We start from the raw sequence: 21,065 nt of genomic DNA, 5'->3' as shown, positions 1-21,065 counted from the left end.
TTTCCGACCCTGCCCTGTCCCAGGTGCATCGGTCAAGACCTCAGCCTCGATCTGGGACCATGAGCCTGTGACCACACCTGAGCGCCAGGACCAGTTGTTCCTGATCCGGCACGGCGAAACCGAGTGGAGCAAGTCGGGCCGGCACACGTCCGTCACCGACCTGCCGCTGACCGCGGACGGTGAGCGGGTCGCGGCGGGTCTGAAAGACCGGCTGGCGGGGGAGAAGTTCGACCTCGTGCTGACCTCACCCCGGCAACGCGCCCGGCGTACGGCGGAACTCGCCGGCTACCCGGATGCCGAGGTCGACGACGACCTGGTCGAGTGGGACTACGGGGACTACGAGGGCATCACCACCGCGGAGATCCGCAAAACCGTGCCTGGCTGGACGGTCTGGGACAATCCAGTGCCCAACGGGGAAACCCCAGTCCAGGTCGCCGCTCGCCTGGACCGCGTGAACGCCCGCATCGCCGCCGTACCCGGCGACGTCCTCGTCTTCGGTCACTCCCACGCCCTGCGCGCGCTCACCGCCCGCTGGCTGGAACTGGACGTCACCGAAGGCCGTCACTTCGTCCTGAACACAGCCACGATCTCAGTCCTGGGCTGGGAAAGAGGCTCCCCCGCCATCCACCACTGGAACGTGTAACCGGTCAGGCGGTCAGGAGGCTGACGAGGAGGTCGGCGCGGGCTTGCTGGTGGGCGGGGCGGAGGCGCGTGTTGTGGTTGAGGGTGGCTTGGCCGTGCAGGGCGCTCCAGAAGACTTCGGTCAGGGTCTCGGCGTCGCCGTCGGCGTACGGCTCGACCGTGGCGCGGATTGCGTCGAAGGCGTCCTTCAGCACGTCGGGGCTCTCGGCTGCCCCGAAGACCAGGTCCGTGTTCCGCACGAACATCGCGTCGTACACGGCTGGATGCGCCTCGGCGAACTCCAGGTAGGCGTTCGCCAGCCCGCGTAGCCCGTCGGCGGCGCTGCCGCGGCGGAGGACGGTGGTCAGTTCTTCGATGCCTTCCAGGGCGACGGCCGTGGCGATGGCGTCCATGTTCTTGAAGTGGCCGTAGAGGACGGGCTGGCTGTAGTCGACCTTCTCGGCGAGGCGGCGGGTGGTGACGGACTCCCACCCCTCGGCCTCCGCGAGCTCCCGCGCGGCGCGGACGATCAACTCGCGCCGCTCCTCGCGGGCTCGTTCCCTACGTGTCTGACTCGGCATAGACCGGATGTTAGCACCGCTAGACAATCTAGCGACGGCAATGTTAGCGTCGCTAGGAAAATTAGCAACGCTAGACATTGGAGAACCTCGATGCGCCGCTTCACCACCGTCCTGACCATCCTGCTCGGCATCTTCCCGCTGACGTTCGGCACCCAGTTCCTGTTGGCCGGGCACAGCGCCGCCGCCAACTTCGGCATCGACCCGTGGCCGACCGGCACAGCGGCCGGGTACTTCGCGGTGAAGGGGATCCGCGACATCGTCCTGGGCCTCAACCTGCTGACCCTGTTCGCACTCGGTCAGCGCCGCGCGACCGGCGTCCTGATGGCGATCACGTCGCTCGTTCCGATCGTCGACATGATCACTGTGTTCACCCACGACGGCCCCGCCGCCACCGCCCTCGGTGTCCACGGCCTCACCGCCGCGGTCGTCCTCCTCGACGCCTTCCTGCTGCTCCGCGAGCGCAAGCCCGCCGCCGACCTCGCTCAGCCGGTCGCGGTCCACTCGTAAAGCGCGATCGTGCACAACTCGCGGAATCCCAGTGCGGCGTACACGGACCGTCCAGCAGACGACGAGCCGAGTACGCCGTACTCCGCAACCGGCCCGGCGTCGCGAAGGGCGGCGTACGTGATCGCCGCCCCGATCCCGCGCCGCCGCGCCTCCGGGACGGTCATCACGAAGTACACGCCGGCAACGCCCGCACCGAGGAAGACCGCCGTGGTCGCAACTGCCCTACCGTCGATCCGACCGAGGTAGTGGCGCCACGGATCGCCGTACCCGAGCTTCTGGTACACCGATGCGACCCACCGCGCCTCTCGCTCACCCTCGCCGAACCCCCGCCCGAGAGTCGCCTCCCAGACCGCAAGCGCCTCGTCGTCCTCGACCCGCGTGATCTCCAACCCCGGTACGGTGTCTGGCGCGATCAACTCCGGGATCCGGACGGCCATCCCCGGCTCACTCCCGGCCGACGTGAAGCCGGCCGCGACGAGTCGCGTACCCAGGTCGTCCGGACGCATCGACGGCCCGACGTGCCAGTTCCCCGGCACACCGTGATTCTTCAACTCCAGCAGGGATTCCGCGATCACAGCGTCGGCGTCCACAAGGTCAGCCGCCACCACCGCGTTGTGGTAATCGATCGGCGATCCACCGATCGTCCACCGCACCTCCGGCGTCTCCCGCTGCCGCCCGCCACCGGCCGCGCCCATCGCCATCAGCAAATCGGCCGCGTTGTCCTCGATCGCCCGCACCAGCTCAGCGTCGTCCATCACCCCAGTCTGATCGATCAGCCGAACGCACCGCGATGGGTTTCCAGCCAGGCGCGGAACGTCCCCGCCGGACGACCGAGAACCCGCTCGACATCAGCGGTCAGCGTCTTCTCCCCACCACTCCGAATCAGCTCGGCGCCGCGAAGCGCAACCGACACGACAGCCTCATCAAGCCCCGCGGCCCGCAACTGCTCGGCCGCAACGTCCGGCGGTACGTCGGTCACCGTCAACGTCCGCCCGAGGACCTCAGCCAACTGTGCAACCTGATCCGGCACGCTCAACAGCTCCGGCCCGGTCAGGGTGTAGATCTGGCCGTCGTGTTCCGCCGACAGCAGCGTTTCGGCGGCAACGGCCGCCACATCCCGCGGATCCACGAAGGCGTGCACGCCTGCCCCGGTCCGGTTCGGGATCGGCTGTCCGGCCCGGATCGCAGGCACCCACGCGAACATGTTCGACGCGAAGCCGGCGGGTCGCAGGATGGTCCACGCGAGCCCGCTCTCCTGAACCGCCCGCTCACCGGCCGCATGCCAGTTGCCGGGCATCCCCTCGTCGGTGCTGCCGATTGCCGATAATTTGACGATCTTCCGCACCCCGCCGGCGACGGCCGCCTCGACCATCGCCCGGTCGTGCTCCGGCACCCGCGGTCCGGGCGCGCTGAGCAGGAAGACCGCCGAGACATCATCGGTTGCCCGTCGCAAAGAATCCGGGTCTTCGAAATCCCCTTGGACTACAGGGACTCCGGACACCCGCCGAGGATCTCTTGTCATCGCGCGGACGGAGGTGCTGCGGGCAACCAGTTGACGGACGAGCTCGCTCCCGATGGTGCCGGTCGCACCAGTAACCAGAATCATGTCCCCACTCTGTGCAGGACCCCTCGCGACCGGATAGGAGCTTTCGGTACTACGGATGCCACCACCAACTGGCTACGCTCGAAGCGTGCCCGAACCGTGCATCGAGGAGATCACCCAGGACCGCGTCGGCGGTCCGGTCGGCCATGAAGGTGCACCTGGATCCGGCGCGCTCGGTGCGGTCGCCGCCGTGACGATGCTCCCTCCGGACCCCTCGGCCACGGTCGTCTGGCGGATGACGGTCAGCGGCGAGAGCGACGTACTGGTCGCAGGGCCTCGGACCAAGGCGGCGTACCACGCGAGTAAGGAGCTGCCGGTTTGCCTGCGGATGAGGATTCGGCCGGGCTGGGCGATGCCGCTCCTGGGGACACCCGCAGATGATCTGGTGGATCGGGTGGTGCCGTTGAGTGCGCTGTGCGGTCCATCGGCGCTCCGGTTGGGCGAACGACTGGCCACCCACCGCGATCACCCCGACCAAGCGGTCCACCTGATCGGGCGCTATCTGCTCGAGCGCCTCCCGCGGCGCCTGCCCGACCGGTTCGAACTCGTCGAAGCAGCCGCCGACGTGTTGTCCGGACCGGGCACGGTGGCAGACACCGCGAGGCGGCTCGGGGTGAGTGATCGCTATCTGCGTCGGGTCTTCCGCCAAGCAGTAGGCGTCTCACCAAAGCATTTCGCCCGGATCGCTCGGGTGCGCGGCGTGATCAACGAGGCTCGGCACTCCTGGTCCGACGCTGCGGCCGGCGCCGGGTACACGGACCAGTCGCACCTCATCGCCGACTTCCGCTCCCTGATGCGAGTCACCCCAGCCGCCTTCGCGACCGGTCAGGTCCCGCTCAGTAGCTGCTGATTCAGCCGGGTAAGGCGTTCCATTGTTCGAGGGTCGAGACCAGGAGCGTTGTGGTGGGGAGGGCCAGGATCTCGGTGCGGGTGACGAACTTCGCCTCGGTGGCGTCGTCACCGGCAGTGAGAGAGCCGCCGATCGCGGTCGCCTCGTAGTCGCGGATCACGTAGAGCTGGCCGGCCGGACCCTCGCGCTCGACCTCACCGACCAACCCGCCGACCTCCACGGTCAGACCGGTTTCCTCCGCAACCTCCCGCGCCACGGCGGTCGGATCGTCCTCACCAGGCTCGACCCGCCCGCCGGGGATCGCCCACAGCCCGCGCCCGGGCTCGTTGGCTCTGCGCACCACGAGTAGCCGGCGCTCCTCGTCGTACACGAGCGCACCCACACAGTCGACCCGCCGCCTCTCCATGCCACCCTCCATGCCTCCTCGATGCCACCGCAGAATAGGCCGTCTGGGGACAAGTACCAGGGCTCACGCGTGAACGCGGATAGCATCAGCGGTGACAGCAGGCTTTCGAAGGGATCCGGACCGCTCGTGCGCATCGATCTGCACACACACTCGAACCGCTCGGACGGCACCGACCCGGTGGACGTCCTGATCGCGCACGCCGCGCAGGCGGGTCTCGGTGTGATCGCGCTCACGGATCACGACACGGCCGACGGCTGGGCCGAGGGACGCCGCGCCGCGGAGGACGCCCGGGTCGGATTCGTCCCGGGCATCGAGATCTCCTGCAAGCTCAACGGGATCAGCGTCCACCTGCTCGGGTACCTGCCGGATCCGTCGTACCCGCCGCTGGCCGAGGAGTTGCGGATCGTCCGCGACGGCCGCACCGACCGGATCCCGTCGATCGTCTCCCGGCTGAACGCCGTCGGTGTGTCGCTCACCGTCGACGAGGTGCTCGCCCAAGCCACCGGTACGCCGTCAGTCGGCCGGCCGCACGTGGCCGACGCGCTGGTTGCCAACGGCACGGTCGCGAACCGGACCGAGGCCTTCGACCGGTTTCTCGCCGACGGGCGGCCAGGACACGTGTCGCACTACGCGATCGATCCAGGCCGGGCGATCGAGCTCGTCCGCGCGGCCGGTGGCGTGCCCGTGATCGCCCACCCGTGGGGACGTTCCAGCTACAAGGTGATGACCGCGGAGACCATCGGCCGGATGGTCGAGGACCACGGCCTGGCCGGTATCGAGGTCGACCACCAGGACCACTCGCCGCAGTCCCGGACGGCGTTGCGCGCGATCGCGCAGGACCTCGGCATCATCTACACCGGCTCCAGCGATCATCATGGCGCCGGCAAGATCGACCACGACCTCGGGGTGAACTCCACCGAGCCGGAGCAGTTCGCGCGGCTGCTCGAGGTCGCCACGAAGAACGCGTCCGCCGCCCCCGACGCTCAGGTCCCCGAGGCCTACCTGCCGTGAACAGTGTCATCAACATCGGGCTGTTCACCGAGGTCATCGTCACGCTGTTCGTGATCATGGACCCGCCGGGCACGGTGCCGGTCTTCATCTCGTTGACCGCCGGACAGTCCCGTGCGGTCCGGAAGAAGGCCGCCTGGCAGGCGGTGCTGGTCGCGTTCGGAGTGATCGTCGTGTTCGCGGCGTTCGGGCAGCAGATCCTGCATCACCTCGGCATCACGCTGCCGGCGCTGCAGTGCGCCGGCGGCCTGCTGCTCCTGCTGATCGCCCTGCAGTTGCTGACCGACACCGCCGAGGACCCGGTCCAGACAAAGAACGTCAACATCGCCTTCGTCCCACTCGGTACGCCGTTGCTCGCCGGACCAGGCGCGATCGTCGCCACGATGGTGTTCGTGCAGCGGGCGAACGGGTCGCTGCCGGACGTGGTCGCGATCTCGGTCGGCATCATCGCGATCCACCTGATCATGTGGCTGACACTGCGGTTCTCCGGCCTGATCATGCGGCTGCTGGGCGAGAACGGCGTACTCCTGGTCACGCGGATCGCCGGTCTGCTGCTGAGCGCGATCGCCGTCCAGTTGGTCGCCGACGCGGTCACCGACTTCATCAAGGCCGGCTGATGGACGATCTGCTGCCGGGGATGCCCTCGCGGTTGTTCGTGGCGACACCGACCAAGCTGCTCAACTTCGCGGACTGCAAGCGCAAGTACCGCTACACCTACCTGGAGACGCCCCGGCCGCCGAAGGGTCCGCCGTGGGCGCACAACACGGTCGGGGCGATCGTCCACGAGGTGCTCGCCGACTTCTTCGGTCGCTGGCCGGCCGCTCGTCGTACGCCGGACGAGGTCGTCGCCAAGATGCGGTCGAGCTGGCGCAGCGAGGGCTTCCGGGACGAGCAACAGTCGCTCGACTGGCGGGACCGCTCGACCGACATGGTGCTCGGGTACCTGCGGGATTCCGATCCGTACTATGAACCCCGCGGAGTCGAGCGTACGGTCGCCTTCACCACCGAGCGTGCTTCCTTGCGCGGGCGGGTGGACCGGATCGACGAGCGTCCCGCCCGCGACGGGAGTGGCGGGACCGAGCTCGCGATCGTCGACTACAAGACCGGCCGGCGCCCGCTCACCTCGACGGACGCGCGGTCGTCGCTGGCAATGGCGCTGTACGTGCTGGGTTCGCGCCGGGTGCTGCACCGGCCGTGCACCCGGGTCGAGCTGCATCACCTGCCGACCAACACCGTTGCCGCGGCCGACCACGACGACGAGTCGCTCGCCCGGCACCAGCGCCGCGCCGAGTCGATGGCCGACGACGCTGCCGCCGCCGAGGTCCGCTGGCGTGAGGGCCTGACCCCGGCCGAGGCCGACGACGCGTTCCCACCCGAGCCCTCCGCGCTCTGCGGCTGGTGCGACTTCGCCCGCATCTGCCCCCAAGGCCGCCGCGAATCCCCACCCCGCGACTCCTGGGCCGGCCTCGACGACGCAACCCCCGTCCCGATGCAAGACGCAGGCTGACTCAGCGCCGTGTGCGTGTGGTGCCAGCGGGGTGGTCGACGCTGGGGGCAACCAAGAGAGGGGTTCGCCTGATGACTTTCGGCAAACTGTCGATGCCTGGAGCAACGCTGCACTACGAGGTGACCGGAGCCGGACCGGTGCTGCTGTTGATCTGCGGTGGGAAAACGGATGCGGCGATCTTCGGCGGGATCGCCGGTCAGCTCGCCGCCGGCTACACCGTGGTCAGCTACGACCCGCGGGGCAACTCGCGCAGTGCGTACGACGGAGTGCCCGACGACGGGCCCGGTCCCGGGGCGGCGGAGGCGCTGGCCCTGCTCGAGGAGGTTGCCGGGGACGAACCGGCGTACGTCTTCGGGAGCAGCAGCGGCGCGATCGCCGGACTCGAACTGATCACCCGGCACCCGGAGCGGGTCCGGCGGCTGGTCGCCCATGAGCCGCCGTGTGTCGAGGTGCTCCCGGACGCGGTCGCGGCGGGTGCGTTCTTCGCCGACGTCGAAGCCACGTACCGGGCAGACGGTCCCGAGGCAGCCGAGGCGAAGTTCATCCACGGGATCGGGGCGGACCAGGGCGAGCCGCCGCGGCTGGAGAACGTGCCGCCCGCGATGCTGGAGATGTTCCTGCGGATGCAGGCGAACACCCCGGTCTTCTACGAGCACAAGCTGCTGCCGTTCACCAGGTACGCACCGGACCTGGAGGCGCTGGCGGCTTCGGCGGCGAAGATCGTGCCCGCGGTCGGTGTCACGTCGGCCGGCTTCCTGCCCGGTCGGCCGATCCAGGTCATCGCCGAGCGCATCGGCCGTCCGGTGGTCCGCTTCCCCGGCGACCACGTCGGGTACGCCGCCGATCCGGTCGGCTTCGCCGGCGTACTCGCCGAGGTTCTGGCCGCCGACTGACCCCGCGGTACCAGCGCCGTGTGCGCGGGGTGCCAGCGGTGGCGTGGACGCTGAGGGTGATGAGAGAGGGGATTGCCTGATGGGTGCGAAGACTGTGAACAAGCTGGTGGTACCGGGTGCGACGCTGCACTACGAGGTGACCGGGTCGGGTCCGATGCTGCTGTTGATCCCCGGCGGTGGGACGGATGCGGGTGTGTTCGACGGGATCGTCGGGCAGCTCGCGGCGGAGTACACCGTCGTGGCCTATGACGTCCGTGGGAACTCCAGGAGCCGGTGCGAGGGTGAGCCCGAGGACGCGCGGCTCGACCGGATGGCCGACGACGCGCTGGCACTGATCGACACGGTGTCGCCGGACGAACCGGCGTACGTGCTGGGCAGCAGCAACGGCGCGATCACCGGTCTCGAGCTGATCACCCGCCACCCGGACCGGATCCGGATGCTGGTCGCGCACGAGCCGCCGTGCACCGAGGTGCTGCCGGACGCGGACGACGCTCGCGCGTTCTTCCAGGAGGTGTACGACACCTTCTGGAAAGAAGGGCTGGCCGCGGCCGACGTGGTGTTCATGATGGGCACCGGGCTGGCCGACGACGCGATGCCGCCGATGGTGGATCTGCTGCCGGAGTACCGCGAACTGGCCGAGCGGATGGAGGCCAACATTGGCACGTTCTACGGCCATCAGCTGTTGCCGTTCACCCGGTACCAGCCGGACCTGGACGCACTGAAGATGGTTGCCGACCGCATCGTCCCGGCCGCCGGGCTGGGTTCGGGCATGCAGCTGCCCGGGCGGCCGATCCACGTCATCGCCGAGCACCTCGGGTGGCCGGTCGTGCTGTTCCCGGGTGGGCACGCCGGCTACGCCAGCCATCCGGTGCCGTTCGCGACCCACCTGGCCACCCTCCTGAAGGCTGATGCCGCCTGAGTCACCGGTCCGGGCGCGGGTCTGAGGGGTCCCGCGGCCGGACCGGTATGCGCAGACCGGTTAATTGTGTTGACGGCCGATCTCGCGGCGCTGTAGCGTCCGTTTCCTTTCCTTGACAACGGCGTGGATCAGCCATGCCCGTCACAGTGGTGTCCGAACCCCCGGGTCCTGACGGATCCGGGGTAGTTCTGCGTGCCGCTGGACCCCCGGACACCACCTCGCAGAACTGAGAGGAGGTTGCCGTGGGCGTCTATTGGGCGATCGGCGTACGGTCGTTCCGGCGCTTCTCGACGTACCGGATCGCCACCGCGTCCGGTGCGTTCACCAACACCGTGTTCGGGTTCATCCTGTGCGGTATCTACCTGACCCTGTGGCACGAGCGTCCGGGCCTCGGCGGGTACGACGCTGCGGACGCGCTGACGTTCGTGTGGCTGCAGCAGGGACTGCTGATGCCGGTCGGGATCTGGGGTTCCACGACGACGGGGGAGCTGGGGGAGCGGGTCCGCAGCGGTGAGATCGCGGTGGATCTCTACCGGCCCACGCACCTGTTGCTCTGGTGGTTGTCGGTCGACCTCGGGCGGGCGATGTTCCAGTTGCTGGCGCGCGGTGGGGCGCCGTTGCTGGTCGGAGCGCTGGTGTTCGACCTCAGGTTTCCCTCGACGCCGCTGACCTGGCTCGCGGTCGCGGCCGGCGTGTTCCTGGCGATTCTGGTCAGCTTCGGGATCCGGTACCTGGTCGCGCTGTCCGGGTTCTGGATCACCGACACGCGGGGGACGGAGCAGTTGGCGCTGGTCCTGTCGACGTTCTTCTCGGGGATGATCCTGCCGCTGGCGGTGTTCCCGGGCGTGATCGGAGACATCGCCAGGGCGACGCCGTGGGCCGCGACCATGCAGGTGCCGATCGACATCTGGCTCGGCCGGAACCCGGGCGGGACCGGCTCGGCCCTGCTGTTCCAGCTGGGCTGGATCGTGGCTCTCCTGCTCGGCGCCCAACTGGTGACCTCGGTCGCCACCCGCAAGGTGGTGATCCAGGGTGGTTGAACGAGTGCTCCGGGCACCGTCGCAGTACTGGATGCTGATCATGATGTGGATCCGGTCGTCGATGGCGTACCCGGCGTCGTTCGTGCTGATGTTGTTCAGCTCGATGGTGCTGACGGTGATGGACTTCGTCGCGATCGTGCTGATGTTCAGCCACATCTCGTCGTTCGGCGGGTTCTCGCTGGCGGAGATGGCGTTGCTCTACGCAACGGCCTCGATGACGCTGGGGATCGCGGACCTGTTCACCGGGTCGATCGAGCGGGTCGGCGAGCGGATCCGGACCGGGACGTTCGACGTCTATCTGATCCGGCCGGTGCCCGCGTTCCTGCAGACCACGGCCGACGGCTTCGCGCTGCGGCGGCTCGGCCGGCCGTTGCAGGCGCTGGTCGTGATGGTGTTCGCCCTCAACCGGCTGGACGTGGACTGGACCGTTGCCCGCGGCATCGTGATGGCGGTGTCGATGATCGCCGGATCGGTGATCTTCGGTGCGATCTTCGTGCTCGGCGCGGCGTTCCAGTTCCTCGCGGTGGACTCCGCGGAGCTGGCCAACTCGTTCACGTACGGCGGGCAGACGATGACGCAGTACCCGTTGACGGTCTTCGGGAAGGAGATCGTGCGGGCCGTTACGTTCGTCGTACCGCTTGCCTTCGTCAACTACTACCCGGTGCTGTACCTGCTGGGTAAGCCGGCCCCACTGGGCCTGCCGTCCTGGATCGGTCTGTTGTCCCCGCTGGTCGCCGTCGTGATGGTCGCGTTGGCCGCACTGGCGTGGCGGGGCGGTCTTCGTCGCTATCGCAGTACAGGGAGCTGAGTTGCCAGTCATCGAGTTGTCGAACGTGTCACGAGCTTTCACCGTGACGTCGCGGAACGGGTTCCGCCGTACGCGCCGGGAGGTCCGGGCGGTGGACGGGTTGTCGTTCAGCGTCGAGCCGGGCGAGGTGATGGGCTACATCGGACCGAACGGTGCCGGGAAGTCGACCACGATCAAGATGCTCACCGGGATCCTGGTTCCTTCGGGTGGGTCGATCCGGGTCGCCGGGGTGGATCCGTTGCGGAATCGGCTGAAGCTGGCCAAGCGGATCGGGGTCGTCTTCGGCCAGCGCACCACGCTGTGGTGGGACCTGCCGTTGAAGGACTCGTTCGCCGTACTGCAGAAGATGTACGACGTACCGCTCGCACGGCACCGGGAGAATCTCGCCACCTTCGTGGAACTGCTGGATCTCGGCGATCTCCTCGATGTCCCGGTCCGTCAGCTCTCACTGGGCCAGCGGATGCGTGGTGATATCGCGGCGGCACTGCTGCACGATCCCGAGATCGTCTACCTCGACGAGCCCACCATCGGACTCGACGTGATCAGCAAGGCGCGGCTGCGCGAGTTCCTGGCCCAGATCAACGCGGATCGCCGTACCACCGTCATCCTCACCACCCACGACCTCGACGACATCGAGGCGCTGTGCACCCGGGTGATGGTGATCGACCACGGCCACCAGATCTTCGACGGCACGCTGGAGCAGCTGAAATCCAGCCAGTCCGCGCCGCGAACCCTGGTCGTCGACCTGGCCTCCTCGCTCCCGCCCATCCAGGTCGACGGCGCCACCGTGATCAAGGTCGACGGCCCCCGCCAGCACCTGACCTTCCCCACTTCGACCAGCGCCGCACCGCTGCTGTCCCAGATCGCCGCCAACTACCCGCTCGTCGACCTGTCCGTTTCCGAACCCACGATCGAATCCGTCATCACCCAGCTCTATACGCCTGTCACCGGGTGAGCCCGCCCGACCGGTGAGCTGCGCCCGTACGCCGTTCCTGGGCTCCGTCGTCCAGCCCCGCGGAGATTCCGTCCCGGGTCCGGCCCGGTGCCGGTGCCTGGGATCGCGGGAGGGTCTGTAGTTCGGTCTGCATCACCTTGGTGAACCCGTCCTGGCCGCGGACCATGCCGTCGAGATCGATGCCCTGCGGCAGCACCGGAGCGGCGTCGAAGACGCGCGTGTGGGCCGCGACCAGGAACGTCCGCATGATCGCGTCGCTGCCACGTTTCATCTCCGGACCCTGGACCAGGCAGTAGGCGGCGTCGATGAACGCCTGCCGCTGGCCCGGGTCCTGTGGATCGGGTGTCGCGCCCGCGGCCCGTTGGGTCTCCAGCTCGCCAAGGGCCTCGAACGCGGCCCGGCGCAGGACCTCTCGGTCCTCCTTCGCCGCCGTCACGGTCAGCACCTCCGAACCGCCGAACTGGTTCCGCCGCAAGAGGTTTCCGTTGACCGTCCGGCCGTCGCGCAACCGAACCTGGTTCTGGAGCTCGTCCCCGGACTCTCCGAACCGGTCCAAGGCAGTCTGCTCCAGCTCCGTCAGCATCCGGTGGGCGGGCGATCCCACTTCCCGCCCGCCGACGTGCGGCGAAAGCCGGTACATCATCGAGCTCTCGATCGGCGTCCGTACGTCCTCGGCGTCAGCACCCGGTCGCGTCCACTGGCCCTGCATCGCCACCTGATGCCGCCACTCGGTCACATGCTGGAATGCCGTCTCGAACGCGGCGACGCGCTCTTGCGGACTCGTGGCCTCGGCCAGCCGGGCATCCAGCACCGCCAGCGCCGCGTTCGCCTCCGCGGCCTGAACGGCCGCGAATCCACCCACCTGATCCCACGCAGCCGGATTGTTGGTCACCTTCACGACATTCGGTGTCGGGAAACTCCGCGCAGTGATCCGCTCCGCACTAGCAGCCATGCCCGGCACGCTACTACGCGACAGTTTCAGTCCGGGTGTGGACAACTCGGGTGCGTTACGGAACACAGGGAGGTGTGACTTGGGGGTGGTGGGGTCGTTGAAATCCGGGTAGGACCCAACCGGAACCGTGATTCGGGGGTAGACAGGGTATGCCGACGATGACGGATGAGCCTGCGGTGGCGCTCGGTCCGCCGGGCGACGGGCCTGGGTTCGTCGAGTGGGTGCGGCCGCACCTGCCGGCGATGGCTCGGCTGGCGGCCCGGCTCGCGGTGGGTGCCGACCGGGACGACATCGTCCAGGACGCGCTCGCGCGGGCATGGTCCAAGCGGGGGCAGTACGACGCCACCCGCGGGACCGCCTCGGCCTGGCTGCTCGCGATCACCGCGGACCAGGCCCGGAAGGCGGCGCGGCGACTCCGGCCGGCGAACGAGTTCGACGACCACGACGGACCGGTCTCCCGGCCGGACCTGGACGCCCGGATGGACGTCGACCACGCGCTCACCTCTCTGTCGGCACGACAGCGCCTCGCGGTGGACTGCTACTACTTCGCCGACCTGTCGATCGCCGACACGGCCGCGGTGATGGGCTGCTCCGAAGGCACCGTCAAGTCCACCCTGTCCGACGCGCGGTCCCGCCTGCGCACCCTGCTGGAGGTCAGCGAATGAACCCGACCGACGAGGTCGACGACCTGCTGACGCGGGCCGGTGCGCGCTGGCGCGCCGACCAGCCGTCAGCTCCCGAGCCTGACCTCGACCAGCTCGTCAACGGCCGCCGCCGCCCGCGCCGCTGGGTCCCGGCCCTGGCCGCCGCCAGCGTCGCCGCTATCGCGGCCGCCGCCCTCACCGTCCTCCCGGACGGCTCCGGTCAGTCGGCGGCAACCCCGCCCGGCGGGTCCGAGCAAGCATTTGCCCCCAGCAACCAAACGCCGAACGACGACCTCCTGGTCAAGCCCGGTGACAAGGTCCGGGTCAGCGGCCGGGTGGTCGCTGCGCCCGGCAAGCCGGCGGTGTTCTGTGCACCGTTGGCAGTCAACGCAATCGGGTATCCGCCGGGGCAGGAGCCCGCGCCGTCCTGCCCGGCGGAGTTCGCCGTGACGTTGCGAGGCGTGGACCTCGCTCGTCTGACCGGTGCGAGGGTGACCAAGGGCGTCCGGACCGGGACCGCAACCCTGACCGGTATCTGGGGTGCCGACCGCTCCATCGACGTACAGGAACAGGCTGCGCCGACGGAGGTGGTTCAGACACCGTTGCCGGAGCTGCCGTGCCCGCCGCCGGCCGGTGGTTGGGTGTCGAAGCCGAGCAACGTCAGCTCGCCGGCGGTGCAGGCCTTCCTGGACGCGCACGCCGATCAGTTGATGGGCCCGGTCGTCTACTACCCGAACGGCACCGCCCGGAACGCACCGGTGGTGATCATGATCGGTGTCGCCCATGGCGATCTCGCCGCGCTCCGGAGCGCGTTCGAGCAGGTGTACGCCGGCAACCTGTGCATGACCCCGGTCCTGCTCAGCCGCGGTGACACCGATCGGATCAGCAATGCCTTCCAGCAGTTGTCCGACCGGAAGGATCTCGGCATCTACATGACCGGCGGCTCGGGCATGACCGGCGGCCCGATGCCGATCAGCCTGCTGGCCTACACCGAGACCGTGAAGACCGCGCTGAATCCGATCGGTCTCGACCTGCTGAATCTCGTCCCGTCGGTCAAACCGGTCCGCTGACCGTCAGACCAGGTTGTCGAAGCGGCTGCTGTCGTGGAAGAAGTCGACAAGGATGCGCGCGGTGGCGGCCGGCTGCTCGATCGCCGGTGAGTGACCGGCGTCGGGCACAACTTGCGCCTCCACGCCCAGAGCGTCGGCCATCGCACGCTGGACGGTGATCGGCCAGCCGTCGTCCGAGGCGCCGTACACGACCTGCTTGCGTACGTCGGTCTTGGCGAGCCGGTCGGTCTTGTCCTCGGCGTCCAGGAGGCGTCGGGTGATTTCGGCCAGGCTGACCGGGTTGTTGGCCGTGAAGCGCTTCCGGAGGAAGGCGGCGATGTCCTCGGGCGGAGCGACGTACCCGGGGTTCTTCACGTCGTGCTCGAGCTTCAGGTCGTAGACCTGCTCGATCGGCAGGTTGTCGAGCCCGAACGCGAGCATCTGCAGGCCCTGCAGCGTCACCTCGTCCGTGAACGCGCTCGGACCCGAGCACAGCAGCGTGATGGTCGAGAACACCGATGGATCGGTCAGCACCGCCTCGCGCGCGACCAGTCCGCCGAAGGAGTGCCCGACGAGCTGGCTGTAGCCGCCGAGCGCCTTGCTCATCGCCACCACGTCCGCGCCGAGCTCGGCCAGCGTGTACGCCGTGCGCTCGGCGGTACCCGGGGTTTCGTGCTGACCGCGCTGGTCGACCGCCACGGTGCGCCAGCCGTACCGGCACAGGTGGTCGACCAGGGGAGTGAAGTCCTCCTTGCTGCCGGTCCACCCGGGGACGAGCAGCACCGTGCCGAGCGGCGTACCGATCTGCGGCACGGCCATCAGCGTGGCGAACGAGCCACGGTCGGTCTCGAGGGTCGCGGGGTGCACCCCATCGGGCAGCGTCATCGTGCGCGGCGTACTCACAAGTAAAGAGAGTAACCGCTCCGCCGGGCCGGACCGGCTCGGCGGTGGCGGGCGGGACTCGCTTGGCGGTGGCGGCGGGACCGGCTTGGCGGTGGCGGGCGGCGTTCCGCGGTGCGGCACAATGGCCGCGTGCCTCGCACTCTCGCGGTTGCGAACCAGAAAGGCGGCGTGGCCAAGACGACCACCGTCGCGACACTCGGCGCTGCCCTGACCGAGCTCGGTCAACGGGTGCTGGTCGTCGATCTCGACCCGCAGGCGTGCCTGACGTTCTCCGTCGGCATCGATCCGGAGGACCTGGACAAGTCGATCCACCACGTGCTGCTCGACAAGGTGAGCGCACCGGACGTGCTGGTCGAGTTCGACGACGCGCCGGATCTGATCCCGGCGACGATCGAGCTCGCGACCGCGGAGGTGCGGCTGGCGCAGGACAGGGCGCCGGAGCAGGTCTTGCGGACCGCGCTCCGGCCGTTGTTGGCGTCGTACGACTGGATCATCGTGGACTGCCCGCCCACCCTCGGCCTGCTGACGGTGAACGGGCTGACCGCGGCGTCCGACGTACTGATTCCCTTGCAGTGTGAGACGTTGGCGCATCGTGGCGTAGGGCAACTACTTGACACGATCCACGACGTGCAGGTGCTGGCCAACCCGAATCTCCAGGTGCTCGGGGTGCTGCCGACGCTGTATGACGGGCGTACGACGCACGCCCGAGCGGTCCTGGAGACGATCGCGGACACCTACTCGCTGGAGGTGCTGGAGCCCGCGATCCCGAAGTCGATCCGGTTCGCCGAGGCGCCGGCCATCGGCGAGACCGTCCTCAGCACGGCACCGACCTCGCCGGGTGCGAAGGCCTACCGAGCTTTGGCCTCCGCGCTGCTCTGACGACGCAGGCGATGCCGGAAGCGCCACAGCGGTACGCCGATCAACGCCAGCAGCACCAGGAACGGCAGGACCGCGCCGAGCGCCGTGGCCAGTGCGGAGAACGTGGTGGTGAAAGCGTTCCAGCCGCCCTTCAGACCGGCGAGGAAGCCGTGATCCGGGTCCTTGGGCTCGGCCACCGGGGCACTCTTCCCGGTCACCGTCAGGTTGAGGGTGGCGAGGTCGGTCTGCAGGGAGAGGTTCTTCTGCTTGGCCAGCAGGGATTCGAGGTCCGCCTCGCGCCGGGTGAGCTCGCTCTCGACGGAGACGATCTCGCCGATCGTGTTCGCCTTCGCCATCAGTGCGCGCATCCGGTCCAGGCTGGCGCGCTGGGACTCGATCCGGCTCGCCACGTCGACGACCTGCTCGGTGACGTCGGTGGACTCCTGGTGAATCTGCAGCCGGTCGCCGAGGGCGGACAGTCGCTCGACGGCTGCGTCGTACGACTTGGTCGGCACCTTGAGGACGAGGTTCACCTGGGTGATCTTGCCGTCGGTGTCGCTGCCGGTGTCCTCGGACGAGACCTGACCGTCCAGACCGGCGATCGCGGTGATCGCCTTCTGCCGGGTCGCGGCGACGTCGTCGGCCTTGATGGTGAGCGAACCGGTTTTGATGATCGCGCGCGTGACGGACGGCTGTTCCTGCGGCTGCTGTCCCTGGGCCGGCGCTTGCGGCTTGTCGGGTACTGCCTTGCCGGCCGAGTCGGCTCCCTGCTGAACAGGTGCCGCGGCGCCTTCGCTCGTGGACGTGTTGTCGTTGCCGCTGGCCCCACACCCCGCCAGCAGCGCCAAACCCAGCGCCCCCAGCGCCAGACCTGTGGTTCGCCTCATCACCCAGCCCCTCTCTCGTGGTTTCGACCTAGGACGGTCCACGAGGGGCTGGGTGTTGCGGGCTTAGATCACCGTTCGGGAACGGTTACTCAGGTGCCGTGAACAACGGCATCGTCGCCGGTGCCGCCTTCTCGGTCTTGCGGTCGGCGCGCTTGGCGGTCTTCTTCGCGGGCTTCTCGGCCGGCTCCGCGGCGCTGTCCGCGGGCTTCGACTCCGCGGCCTTGAACCCAGCGGCCTTCGGCTCGCCGCTCTTGGACTCGCTGGCCTTGGACTCGCTGGCCTTGGACTCGGTGGTCTTCGGCTCGGCGGCCTTCCGGGTGCGGGTGCGCGTGCGCTTCGCCGGTTGAGCGTCTGCCTCGGCCGGCTGGGCCGCCTGGACGTCGGCCTTCGCGACCTCGGCCTTCGGGGAGTCGGCCTTTGCGACCTCGGCCCTCGGGGCTTCGGCCTGAGCGTCGGTCTGCGGGGCCTCGGCGTTGACCGCCGCGGTCTTGCGGACGCGCTTGCGCGCCTTCCGCTCGCGGACGGGCGCCTCGGCTGCCTCGGTCGACGACTCCTCGGTCGGCGGCACCTGGGTCTTCGTGGTGACGTCGGACTCGGACTTCTCGTCGACCGTCTGGCCGGAACGGGTGCGCTTGCGGGTCCGGTTCCGCTTGCGGGCCGACCGGTCGCCGTCCTCGCTGCGGGCCTCGGTCCGCTTCCGGACCGGCCTCTCCTCGCCGTCCTCACGTGGCTCCCGGGCCGATTTGATCCGGCCCTTCGCGTCGGTGGGGATACCGAGGTCGTGGTACAGCTCCGGCGAGGTGGAGTAGATCTCCTGCGGGTCCTCGTACGGCAGGTCGAGCGCCTTGTTGATCGTCTTCCAGCGCGTCACATCCGGCCAGTCGACGAACGTCACCGCGATCCCGCTCGCACCGGCCCGGCCGGTCCGGCCGATCCGGTGGATGTAGGCCTTCTCGTCCTCGGGGCAGGTGTTGTTGATGACGTGCGTGACGCCCTCGACATCGATCCCACGGGCCGCGACGTCGGTGCAGATCAGTACGTCGATCTTGTCGCCACGGAACCTCGTCAGCGCCCGCTCGCGGGCCTGCTGGTTCAGGTCACCGTGGATCGCGGCCGCCTTGAACCCGCGGTCCTGCAGGTCGTCGGTGAGCCGGGATGCCTCGCGCTTGGTCCGGCAGAAGATCATCACCCGGCCGCGGTCCTCGGCCTGCAGGATCCGGGCCACCACCTCGGGCTTGTCCAGATCGTGCGCCCGGTAGACGAACTGTGCCGTGGTCGGCACCATCTGGGTGTCCTCGTGCGACTCGGCCCGGATGTTCAGCGGGTGCCGCATGTGGGTGCGGGCCAGTGCGATCACGGCCGACGGCATCGTTGCCGAGAACAACATCGTCTGCCGCAGCTCAGGAGTCTTGCGCAGAATGCGTTCCACGTCGGGCAGGAAGCCGAGGTCGAGCATCTCGTCGGCCTCGTCGAGGACCAGGACCTTGATGTGGCCGAGGTCCAGGACGCCCCGGTTCGCCAGGTCCAGCAGGCGTCCCGGCGTACCGACGACGACGTCGACGCCCTTCTTCAGTGCGTCCAACTGCGGGTCGTAGGCGACGCCGCCGTAGATGGTCAGCACCCGCACGGTACGCACGGTGGACGCGGTGGTGAGGTCCTTGGCGACCTGGATGGTCAGCTCACGGGTCGGGGTGACGACCAGCGCCTGCGGCTTGCCAGGAGCTGCGAGCTCCTCGTAGTCGGCCTCGCCGGGGGAGATGGTGCGCTGCAGCAACGGAATACCGAAGCCCAGCGTTTTGCCGGTACCGGTCCGGGCCTGGCCGATGAGGTCGGTGCCCATCAGGGCCACCGGGAGCGTCATCTCCTGGATCGGGAACGGTTCGACGATGTTGACGCGATCGAGCGCGTCACAGATCTCGGGCAGCACGCCGAGCTCTCGGAAGGTGGTCAGGCTGATCGCCTCTCACATGCTTGGTACGGACAGGTGTGCTCAGTGGCCGGGCGCCTGGGGCTTCTCAGCCCCGATCGTGAGGCGCGGGGACACTGTGCAAGCACCTCGCACCAGCTTGCCCATCTGGGCGCGTCACCGGCGAATCGCCCACCAGTGTAACCGCTCAACCTGTCAACGCCGCCCCATGTGCTTTGCACCACACCCCACCCGAAGGCGTGCGAAAGACAAAGTCCAACAACAGAACAAAAAGAAAGGCCCTCCCCACCACCTCCCGAAGCGGGTGGACAGAGAAGTGAGATGGGCAGACGGGACGGATGAAGCGGCAATGGTGGTCGCCCCGCCTGGTCGGGACTGGTGAGAGAAGTGAGCTGGGTCCCACCCACCTGCTCAGCGACGGCCGGGGAGGGAGAAGGAGAAAGGTTCACCCACCTGTTGGGGACGGGTGGAGCGGGAGGTCGGTTGCGCCATCTGCGGGGAGGGGAGGGCGGGGTTGCGACACGTGGTCGGGTGGGAGAGGGAGGTGGGTGTCGGCAGTTGGTGGGGGAGGAGACGGGGATCCGGGAGTTGGTGGGAGGAGAGGGGGGTTCAGCGGGTTTCTGGGATGGGTGGGGGTGGTGGTGTGTGGTTTGTGTTGGTTGTGGGGGTGGGCGGATAGGGTGCCGGGCATGGAGCAGACGGCCTTTGATGATCCCGCCTACCGGGCCGCGGCGGTGGATCTGCTGGGAGTGCTCGCGTACGGCGAGCTGACCGCGTTCGAGCGGATCGCCGAGGACGCCAAGCTGGCGCCGACGCTGAACGACAAGGCGGAGCTCGCCGCGCTGGCGACCACCGAGTTCGGGCACTTCGTCCAACTGCGGGACCGGCTGGTCGCGCTCGGGGTGGACCCGATGGAGGCGATGACCCCGTTCGTCACCCCGCTGGACGCCTTCCACGATCACACCGCGCCGTCGGACTGGCTCGAGGGCCTGGTCAAGGCGTACGTCGGGGACGGCCTGGCGAACGACTTCTACCGCGAGATCGCCTCGTTCGTAGATGCGGAGACCCGGGCCCTGGTGCTCGAGGTGTTCGCCGACTCCGGCCAGGCCGAGTTCGTCGTCGACCGGGTCCGAGCCGCGATCGACGAGGACCCGAAGCTGGGCGGCCGGCTGGCCCTCTGGGGACGCCGTCTCGTCGGTGAGGCCCTCAGTCAGGCGCAGCGCATCGCCGCCGACCGCGACTCACTGGCCGCCCTCCTGGCCGGCAGCGTAGACCGCCCCGGCCTAGACCTCGCCGCGATCGGCCGCATGCTAACCCGCCTAACCGAAGCCCACACCGCCCGAATGACCGCCCTAGGCCTCCAAGCCTGACCCACCCGGCCACCCACCCCAGCCAACCACCGGCCTCACCAGCCCGGCCCACTGCGGATCCAACCCACCCAACCACCGGCCCAAACCAGCCCGACCCCCGCAGGCAAACCGGCCCGCCCCCCGCAGGTCAACCAGCCCGGCCCCCCAGGTAAACCGGCCCGGCCCCCCGCGGTCAACCAGCCCGGCCCCCGCAGGTAAACCGGCCCGGCCCACTGCGGGTCAACCAGCCCGGCCCCCGCGGGTCCAGCCCGCCACTCCGTCGGCTCACCTCCGATCACGCGAGGGGATATCCCCGCCACGTGTGCCTTCTCCGCTCGTATCGCGGGGGAGAAGGCACATGTCGGAGGGATGTCCCCTCGCGTGATCGGGGGGAGGGGGAGCTGTTGGCGGGGGTGCGGCGGGTGGTTGGGCGTGACGGGTGGCGGCGCGGAACAGGAGGGGATATCTCCTCCTGTTGTGCCTTCTCCGCTGGTGTGCGAGGGGAGAAGGCACATGTCGGAGGGATGTCCCGTCGCGCGATCGGGGGAGGGAGAGCTGTTGGCGGGGGTACGGCGGGTGGTTGGGCGTGACGGGTGGCGGCCCGGAACAGGAGGGGATATCTCCTCCTGTTGTGCCTTCTCCGCTGGTGTGCGGGGGGAGAAGGCACACGTCGGAGGGATATCCCCTCGCGTGATCGGGGACGTGGGGCAAGTCCCTCGGGGGGCGGCGATGGTGGGGCAAGTCCCCGGGGGCTCGGGGACGGTGGGCAAGCCCCCGGGGCTCGGGGACGGTGGGCAA

The 21,065-nt window shown here is 69.0% G+C and carries 23 protein-coding genes; 15 read left to right on the top strand and 8 right to left on the bottom strand.

Annotated elements, in window-relative coordinates; genetic code table 11:
* Nucleotides 1–67 precede the first annotated feature (67 nt).
* Nucleotides 68–643 (top strand): histidine phosphatase family protein, encoded by a 576-nt coding sequence (locus AB0L70_RS20445; RefSeq protein WP_363686252.1) that lies wholly within the window; start codon nucleotides 68–70, stop codon nucleotides 641–643.
* Between the two features lie 4 nt (nucleotides 644–647).
* On the opposite strand, the gene AB0L70_RS20440 is transcribed toward AB0L70_RS20445, so the two are convergent.
* The gene (locus AB0L70_RS20440; protein WP_363686250.1) at nucleotides 648–1,202 is read right to left on the bottom strand and encodes a TetR/AcrR family transcriptional regulator; all 555 of its coding nucleotides are present in this window, start codon (nucleotides 1,200–1,202) and stop codon (nucleotides 648–650) included.
* Between the two features lie 90 nt (nucleotides 1,203–1,292).
* On the opposite strand from AB0L70_RS20440, the gene AB0L70_RS20435 reads away from it, so the two are divergent.
* On the top strand, nucleotides 1,293–1,709 hold the full coding sequence (locus AB0L70_RS20435) for a DUF4267 domain-containing protein (protein ID WP_363686248.1): 417 nt from the start codon (nucleotides 1,293–1,295) through the stop codon (nucleotides 1,707–1,709).
* Here AB0L70_RS20435 and AB0L70_RS20430 read toward each other — a convergent pair.
* Nucleotides 1,685–2,464: a GNAT family N-acetyltransferase gene (locus tag AB0L70_RS20430; protein ID WP_363686246.1), complete on the bottom strand. Its 780-nt coding sequence runs from the start codon at nucleotides 2,462–2,464 to the stop codon at nucleotides 1,685–1,687. The genes AB0L70_RS20435 and AB0L70_RS20430 overlap by 25 nt on opposite strands.
* A 17-nt stretch (nucleotides 2,465–2,481) precedes the next feature.
* Nucleotides 2,482–3,315 (bottom strand): SDR family oxidoreductase, encoded by an 834-nt coding sequence (locus tag AB0L70_RS20425; RefSeq protein ID WP_363686244.1) that lies wholly within the window; start codon nucleotides 3,313–3,315, stop codon nucleotides 2,482–2,484.
* A gap of 85 nt (nucleotides 3,316–3,400) precedes the next feature.
* Between AB0L70_RS20425 and AB0L70_RS20420 the strand changes: the two genes are divergently transcribed.
* Nucleotides 3,401–4,162: a helix-turn-helix domain-containing protein gene (locus AB0L70_RS20420; RefSeq protein WP_363686242.1), complete on the top strand. Its 762-nt coding sequence runs from the start codon at nucleotides 3,401–3,403 to the stop codon at nucleotides 4,160–4,162.
* 1 nt (nucleotide 4,163) lies between these two features.
* Here AB0L70_RS20420 and AB0L70_RS20415 read toward each other — a convergent pair whose 3' ends face one another.
* Complete coding sequence (locus AB0L70_RS20415) at nucleotides 4,164–4,568, bottom strand: NUDIX domain-containing protein (RefSeq protein WP_363686240.1); 405 nt, start codon at nucleotides 4,566–4,568, stop codon at nucleotides 4,164–4,166.
* A gap of 126 nt (nucleotides 4,569–4,694) precedes the next feature.
* On the opposite strand from AB0L70_RS20415, the gene AB0L70_RS20410 reads away from it, so the two are divergent.
* The 8 genes from AB0L70_RS20410 to AB0L70_RS20375 all read left to right on the top strand — a co-directional run bounded on the left by AB0L70_RS20410 (nucleotide 4,695) and on the right by AB0L70_RS20375 (nucleotide 11,698).
* Entirely contained in the window at nucleotides 4,695–5,579 is an 885-nt protein-coding gene (locus AB0L70_RS20410; protein ID WP_363686238.1) for a PHP domain-containing protein, read from the top strand.
* Entirely contained in the window at nucleotides 5,576–6,193 is a 618-nt protein-coding gene (locus tag AB0L70_RS20405) for a MarC family protein (protein ID WP_363686236.1), read from the top strand. Before AB0L70_RS20410 ends, AB0L70_RS20405 begins: the two co-directional genes overlap by 4 nt.
* Entirely contained in the window at nucleotides 6,193–7,083 is an 891-nt protein-coding gene (locus tag AB0L70_RS20400; RefSeq protein ID WP_363686234.1) for a PD-(D/E)XK nuclease family protein, read from the top strand. Before AB0L70_RS20405 ends, AB0L70_RS20400 begins: the two co-directional genes overlap by 1 nt.
* Before the next feature lie 71 nt (nucleotides 7,084–7,154).
* Complete coding sequence (locus AB0L70_RS20395; protein ID WP_363686232.1) at nucleotides 7,155–7,976, top strand: alpha/beta hydrolase; 822 nt, start codon at nucleotides 7,155–7,157, stop codon at nucleotides 7,974–7,976.
* Nucleotides 7,977–8,055: 79 nt separating this feature from the next.
* The gene (locus AB0L70_RS20390; protein WP_363686230.1) at nucleotides 8,056–8,895 is read left to right on the top strand and encodes an alpha/beta fold hydrolase; all 840 of its coding nucleotides are present in this window, start codon (nucleotides 8,056–8,058) and stop codon (nucleotides 8,893–8,895) included.
* 242 nt (nucleotides 8,896–9,137) lie between these two features.
* Nucleotides 9,138–9,935: an ABC-2 family transporter protein gene (locus AB0L70_RS20385; RefSeq protein ID WP_363686228.1), complete on the top strand. Its 798-nt coding sequence runs from the start codon at nucleotides 9,138–9,140 to the stop codon at nucleotides 9,933–9,935.
* The gene (locus AB0L70_RS20380) at nucleotides 9,928–10,743 is read left to right on the top strand and encodes an ABC transporter permease (RefSeq protein WP_363686226.1); all 816 of its coding nucleotides are present in this window, start codon (nucleotides 9,928–9,930) and stop codon (nucleotides 10,741–10,743) included. Before AB0L70_RS20385 ends, AB0L70_RS20380 begins: the two co-directional genes overlap by 8 nt.
* 1 nt (nucleotide 10,744) lies before the next feature.
* Nucleotides 10,745–11,698, top strand: coding sequence for an ATP-binding cassette domain-containing protein (locus tag AB0L70_RS20375; RefSeq protein ID WP_363686224.1), 954 nt, complete (start codon nucleotides 10,745–10,747; stop codon nucleotides 11,696–11,698).
* Here the strand turns inward: AB0L70_RS20375 and AB0L70_RS20370 are convergent.
* Nucleotides 11,688–12,650 (bottom strand): hypothetical protein, encoded by a 963-nt coding sequence (locus AB0L70_RS20370; protein WP_363686222.1) that lies wholly within the window; start codon nucleotides 12,648–12,650, stop codon nucleotides 11,688–11,690. The two genes, AB0L70_RS20375 and AB0L70_RS20370, sit on opposite strands and share 11 nt — an antisense overlap.
* Before the next feature lie 158 nt (nucleotides 12,651–12,808).
* Here AB0L70_RS20370 and AB0L70_RS20365 point away from each other — a divergent pair, with 158 nt between their 5' ends.
* Nucleotides 12,809–13,315, top strand: coding sequence for an RNA polymerase sigma factor (locus tag AB0L70_RS20365; RefSeq protein ID WP_363686220.1), 507 nt, complete (start codon nucleotides 12,809–12,811; stop codon nucleotides 13,313–13,315).
* A complete protein-coding gene (locus AB0L70_RS20360; RefSeq protein ID WP_363686218.1) occupies nucleotides 13,312–14,364 on the top strand; it encodes a hypothetical protein in 1,053 nt (350 codons plus the stop codon). The genes AB0L70_RS20365 and AB0L70_RS20360 overlap by 4 nt, the downstream gene beginning before the upstream one ends.
* Before the next feature lie 3 nt (nucleotides 14,365–14,367).
* Here the strand turns inward: AB0L70_RS20360 and AB0L70_RS20355 are convergent, their stop codons facing one another.
* Nucleotides 14,368–15,246, bottom strand: a complete 879-nt coding sequence (locus tag AB0L70_RS20355; RefSeq protein WP_363686216.1) for an alpha/beta hydrolase — start codon at nucleotides 15,244–15,246, stop codon at nucleotides 14,368–14,370.
* Nucleotides 15,247–15,375: 129 nt separating this feature from the next.
* Here AB0L70_RS20355 and AB0L70_RS20350 point away from each other — a divergent pair, with 129 nt between their 5' ends.
* Nucleotides 15,376–16,125 (top strand): AAA family ATPase, encoded by a 750-nt coding sequence (locus AB0L70_RS20350; RefSeq protein WP_363686214.1) that lies wholly within the window; start codon nucleotides 15,376–15,378, stop codon nucleotides 16,123–16,125.
* Here the strand turns inward: AB0L70_RS20350 and AB0L70_RS20345 are convergent.
* Nucleotides 16,095–16,991, bottom strand: a complete 897-nt coding sequence (locus AB0L70_RS20345) for a DUF4349 domain-containing protein (RefSeq protein WP_363686212.1) — start codon at nucleotides 16,989–16,991, stop codon at nucleotides 16,095–16,097. The genes AB0L70_RS20350 and AB0L70_RS20345 overlap by 31 nt on opposite strands.
* Nucleotides 16,992–17,076: 85 nt before the next feature.
* The gene (locus AB0L70_RS20340) at nucleotides 17,077–18,918 is read right to left on the bottom strand and encodes a DEAD/DEAH box helicase (protein WP_363686210.1); all 1,842 of its coding nucleotides are present in this window, start codon (nucleotides 18,916–18,918) and stop codon (nucleotides 17,077–17,079) included.
* A gap of 689 nt (nucleotides 18,919–19,607) precedes the next feature.
* Between AB0L70_RS20340 and AB0L70_RS20335 the strand changes: the two genes are divergently transcribed.
* On the top strand, nucleotides 19,608–20,288 hold the full coding sequence (locus AB0L70_RS20335; RefSeq protein ID WP_363686207.1) for a ferritin-like fold-containing protein: 681 nt from the start codon (nucleotides 19,608–19,610) through the stop codon (nucleotides 20,286–20,288).
* Nucleotides 20,289–21,065: the final 777 nt, after the last annotated feature.

It is taken from the genome of Kribbella sp. NPDC051952 (genome assembly GCF_040680855.1).
Taxonomy (GTDB): Bacteria; Actinomycetota; Actinomycetes; order Propionibacteriales; family Kribbellaceae; genus Kribbella.
This window is presented reverse-complemented; position numbering and strand designations above follow the sequence as displayed.

Coding starts and splice junctions, on each gene's coding strand:
- AB0L70_RS20440 (WP_363686250.1), bottom strand. CDS start 1,202: ATGCCGAGTCAGACACGTAGGGAACGAGCCCGCGAGGAGCGGCGCGAG.
- AB0L70_RS20435 (WP_363686248.1), top strand. CDS start 1,293: ATGCGCCGCTTCACCACCGTCCTGACCATCCTGCTCGGCATCTTCCCG.
- AB0L70_RS20430 (WP_363686246.1), bottom strand. CDS start 2,464: ATGGACGACGCTGAGCTGGTGCGGGCGATCGAGGACAACGCGGCCGAT.
- AB0L70_RS20425 (WP_363686244.1), bottom strand. CDS start 3,315: ATGATTCTGGTTACTGGTGCGACCGGCACCATCGGGAGCGAGCTCGTC.
- AB0L70_RS20415 (WP_363686240.1), bottom strand. CDS start 4,568: ATGGAGAGGCGGCGGGTCGACTGTGTGGGTGCGCTCGTGTACGACGAG.
- AB0L70_RS20400 (WP_363686234.1), top strand. CDS start 6,193: ATGGACGATCTGCTGCCGGGGATGCCCTCGCGGTTGTTCGTGGCGACA.
- AB0L70_RS20395 (WP_363686232.1), top strand. CDS start 7,155: ATGACTTTCGGCAAACTGTCGATGCCTGGAGCAACGCTGCACTACGAG.
- AB0L70_RS20390 (WP_363686230.1), top strand. CDS start 8,056: ATGGGTGCGAAGACTGTGAACAAGCTGGTGGTACCGGGTGCGACGCTG.
- AB0L70_RS20370 (WP_363686222.1), bottom strand. CDS start 12,650: ATGGCTGCTAGTGCGGAGCGGATCACTGCGCGGAGTTTCCCGACACCG.
- AB0L70_RS20365 (WP_363686220.1), top strand. CDS start 12,809: ATGACGGATGAGCCTGCGGTGGCGCTCGGTCCGCCGGGCGACGGGCCT.
- AB0L70_RS20360 (WP_363686218.1), top strand. CDS start 13,312: ATGAACCCGACCGACGAGGTCGACGACCTGCTGACGCGGGCCGGTGCG.
- AB0L70_RS20345 (WP_363686212.1), bottom strand. CDS start 16,991: ATGAGGCGAACCACAGGTCTGGCGCTGGGGGCGCTGGGTTTGGCGCTG.
- AB0L70_RS20335 (WP_363686207.1), top strand. CDS start 19,608: ATGGAGCAGACGGCCTTTGATGATCCCGCCTACCGGGCCGCGGCGGTG.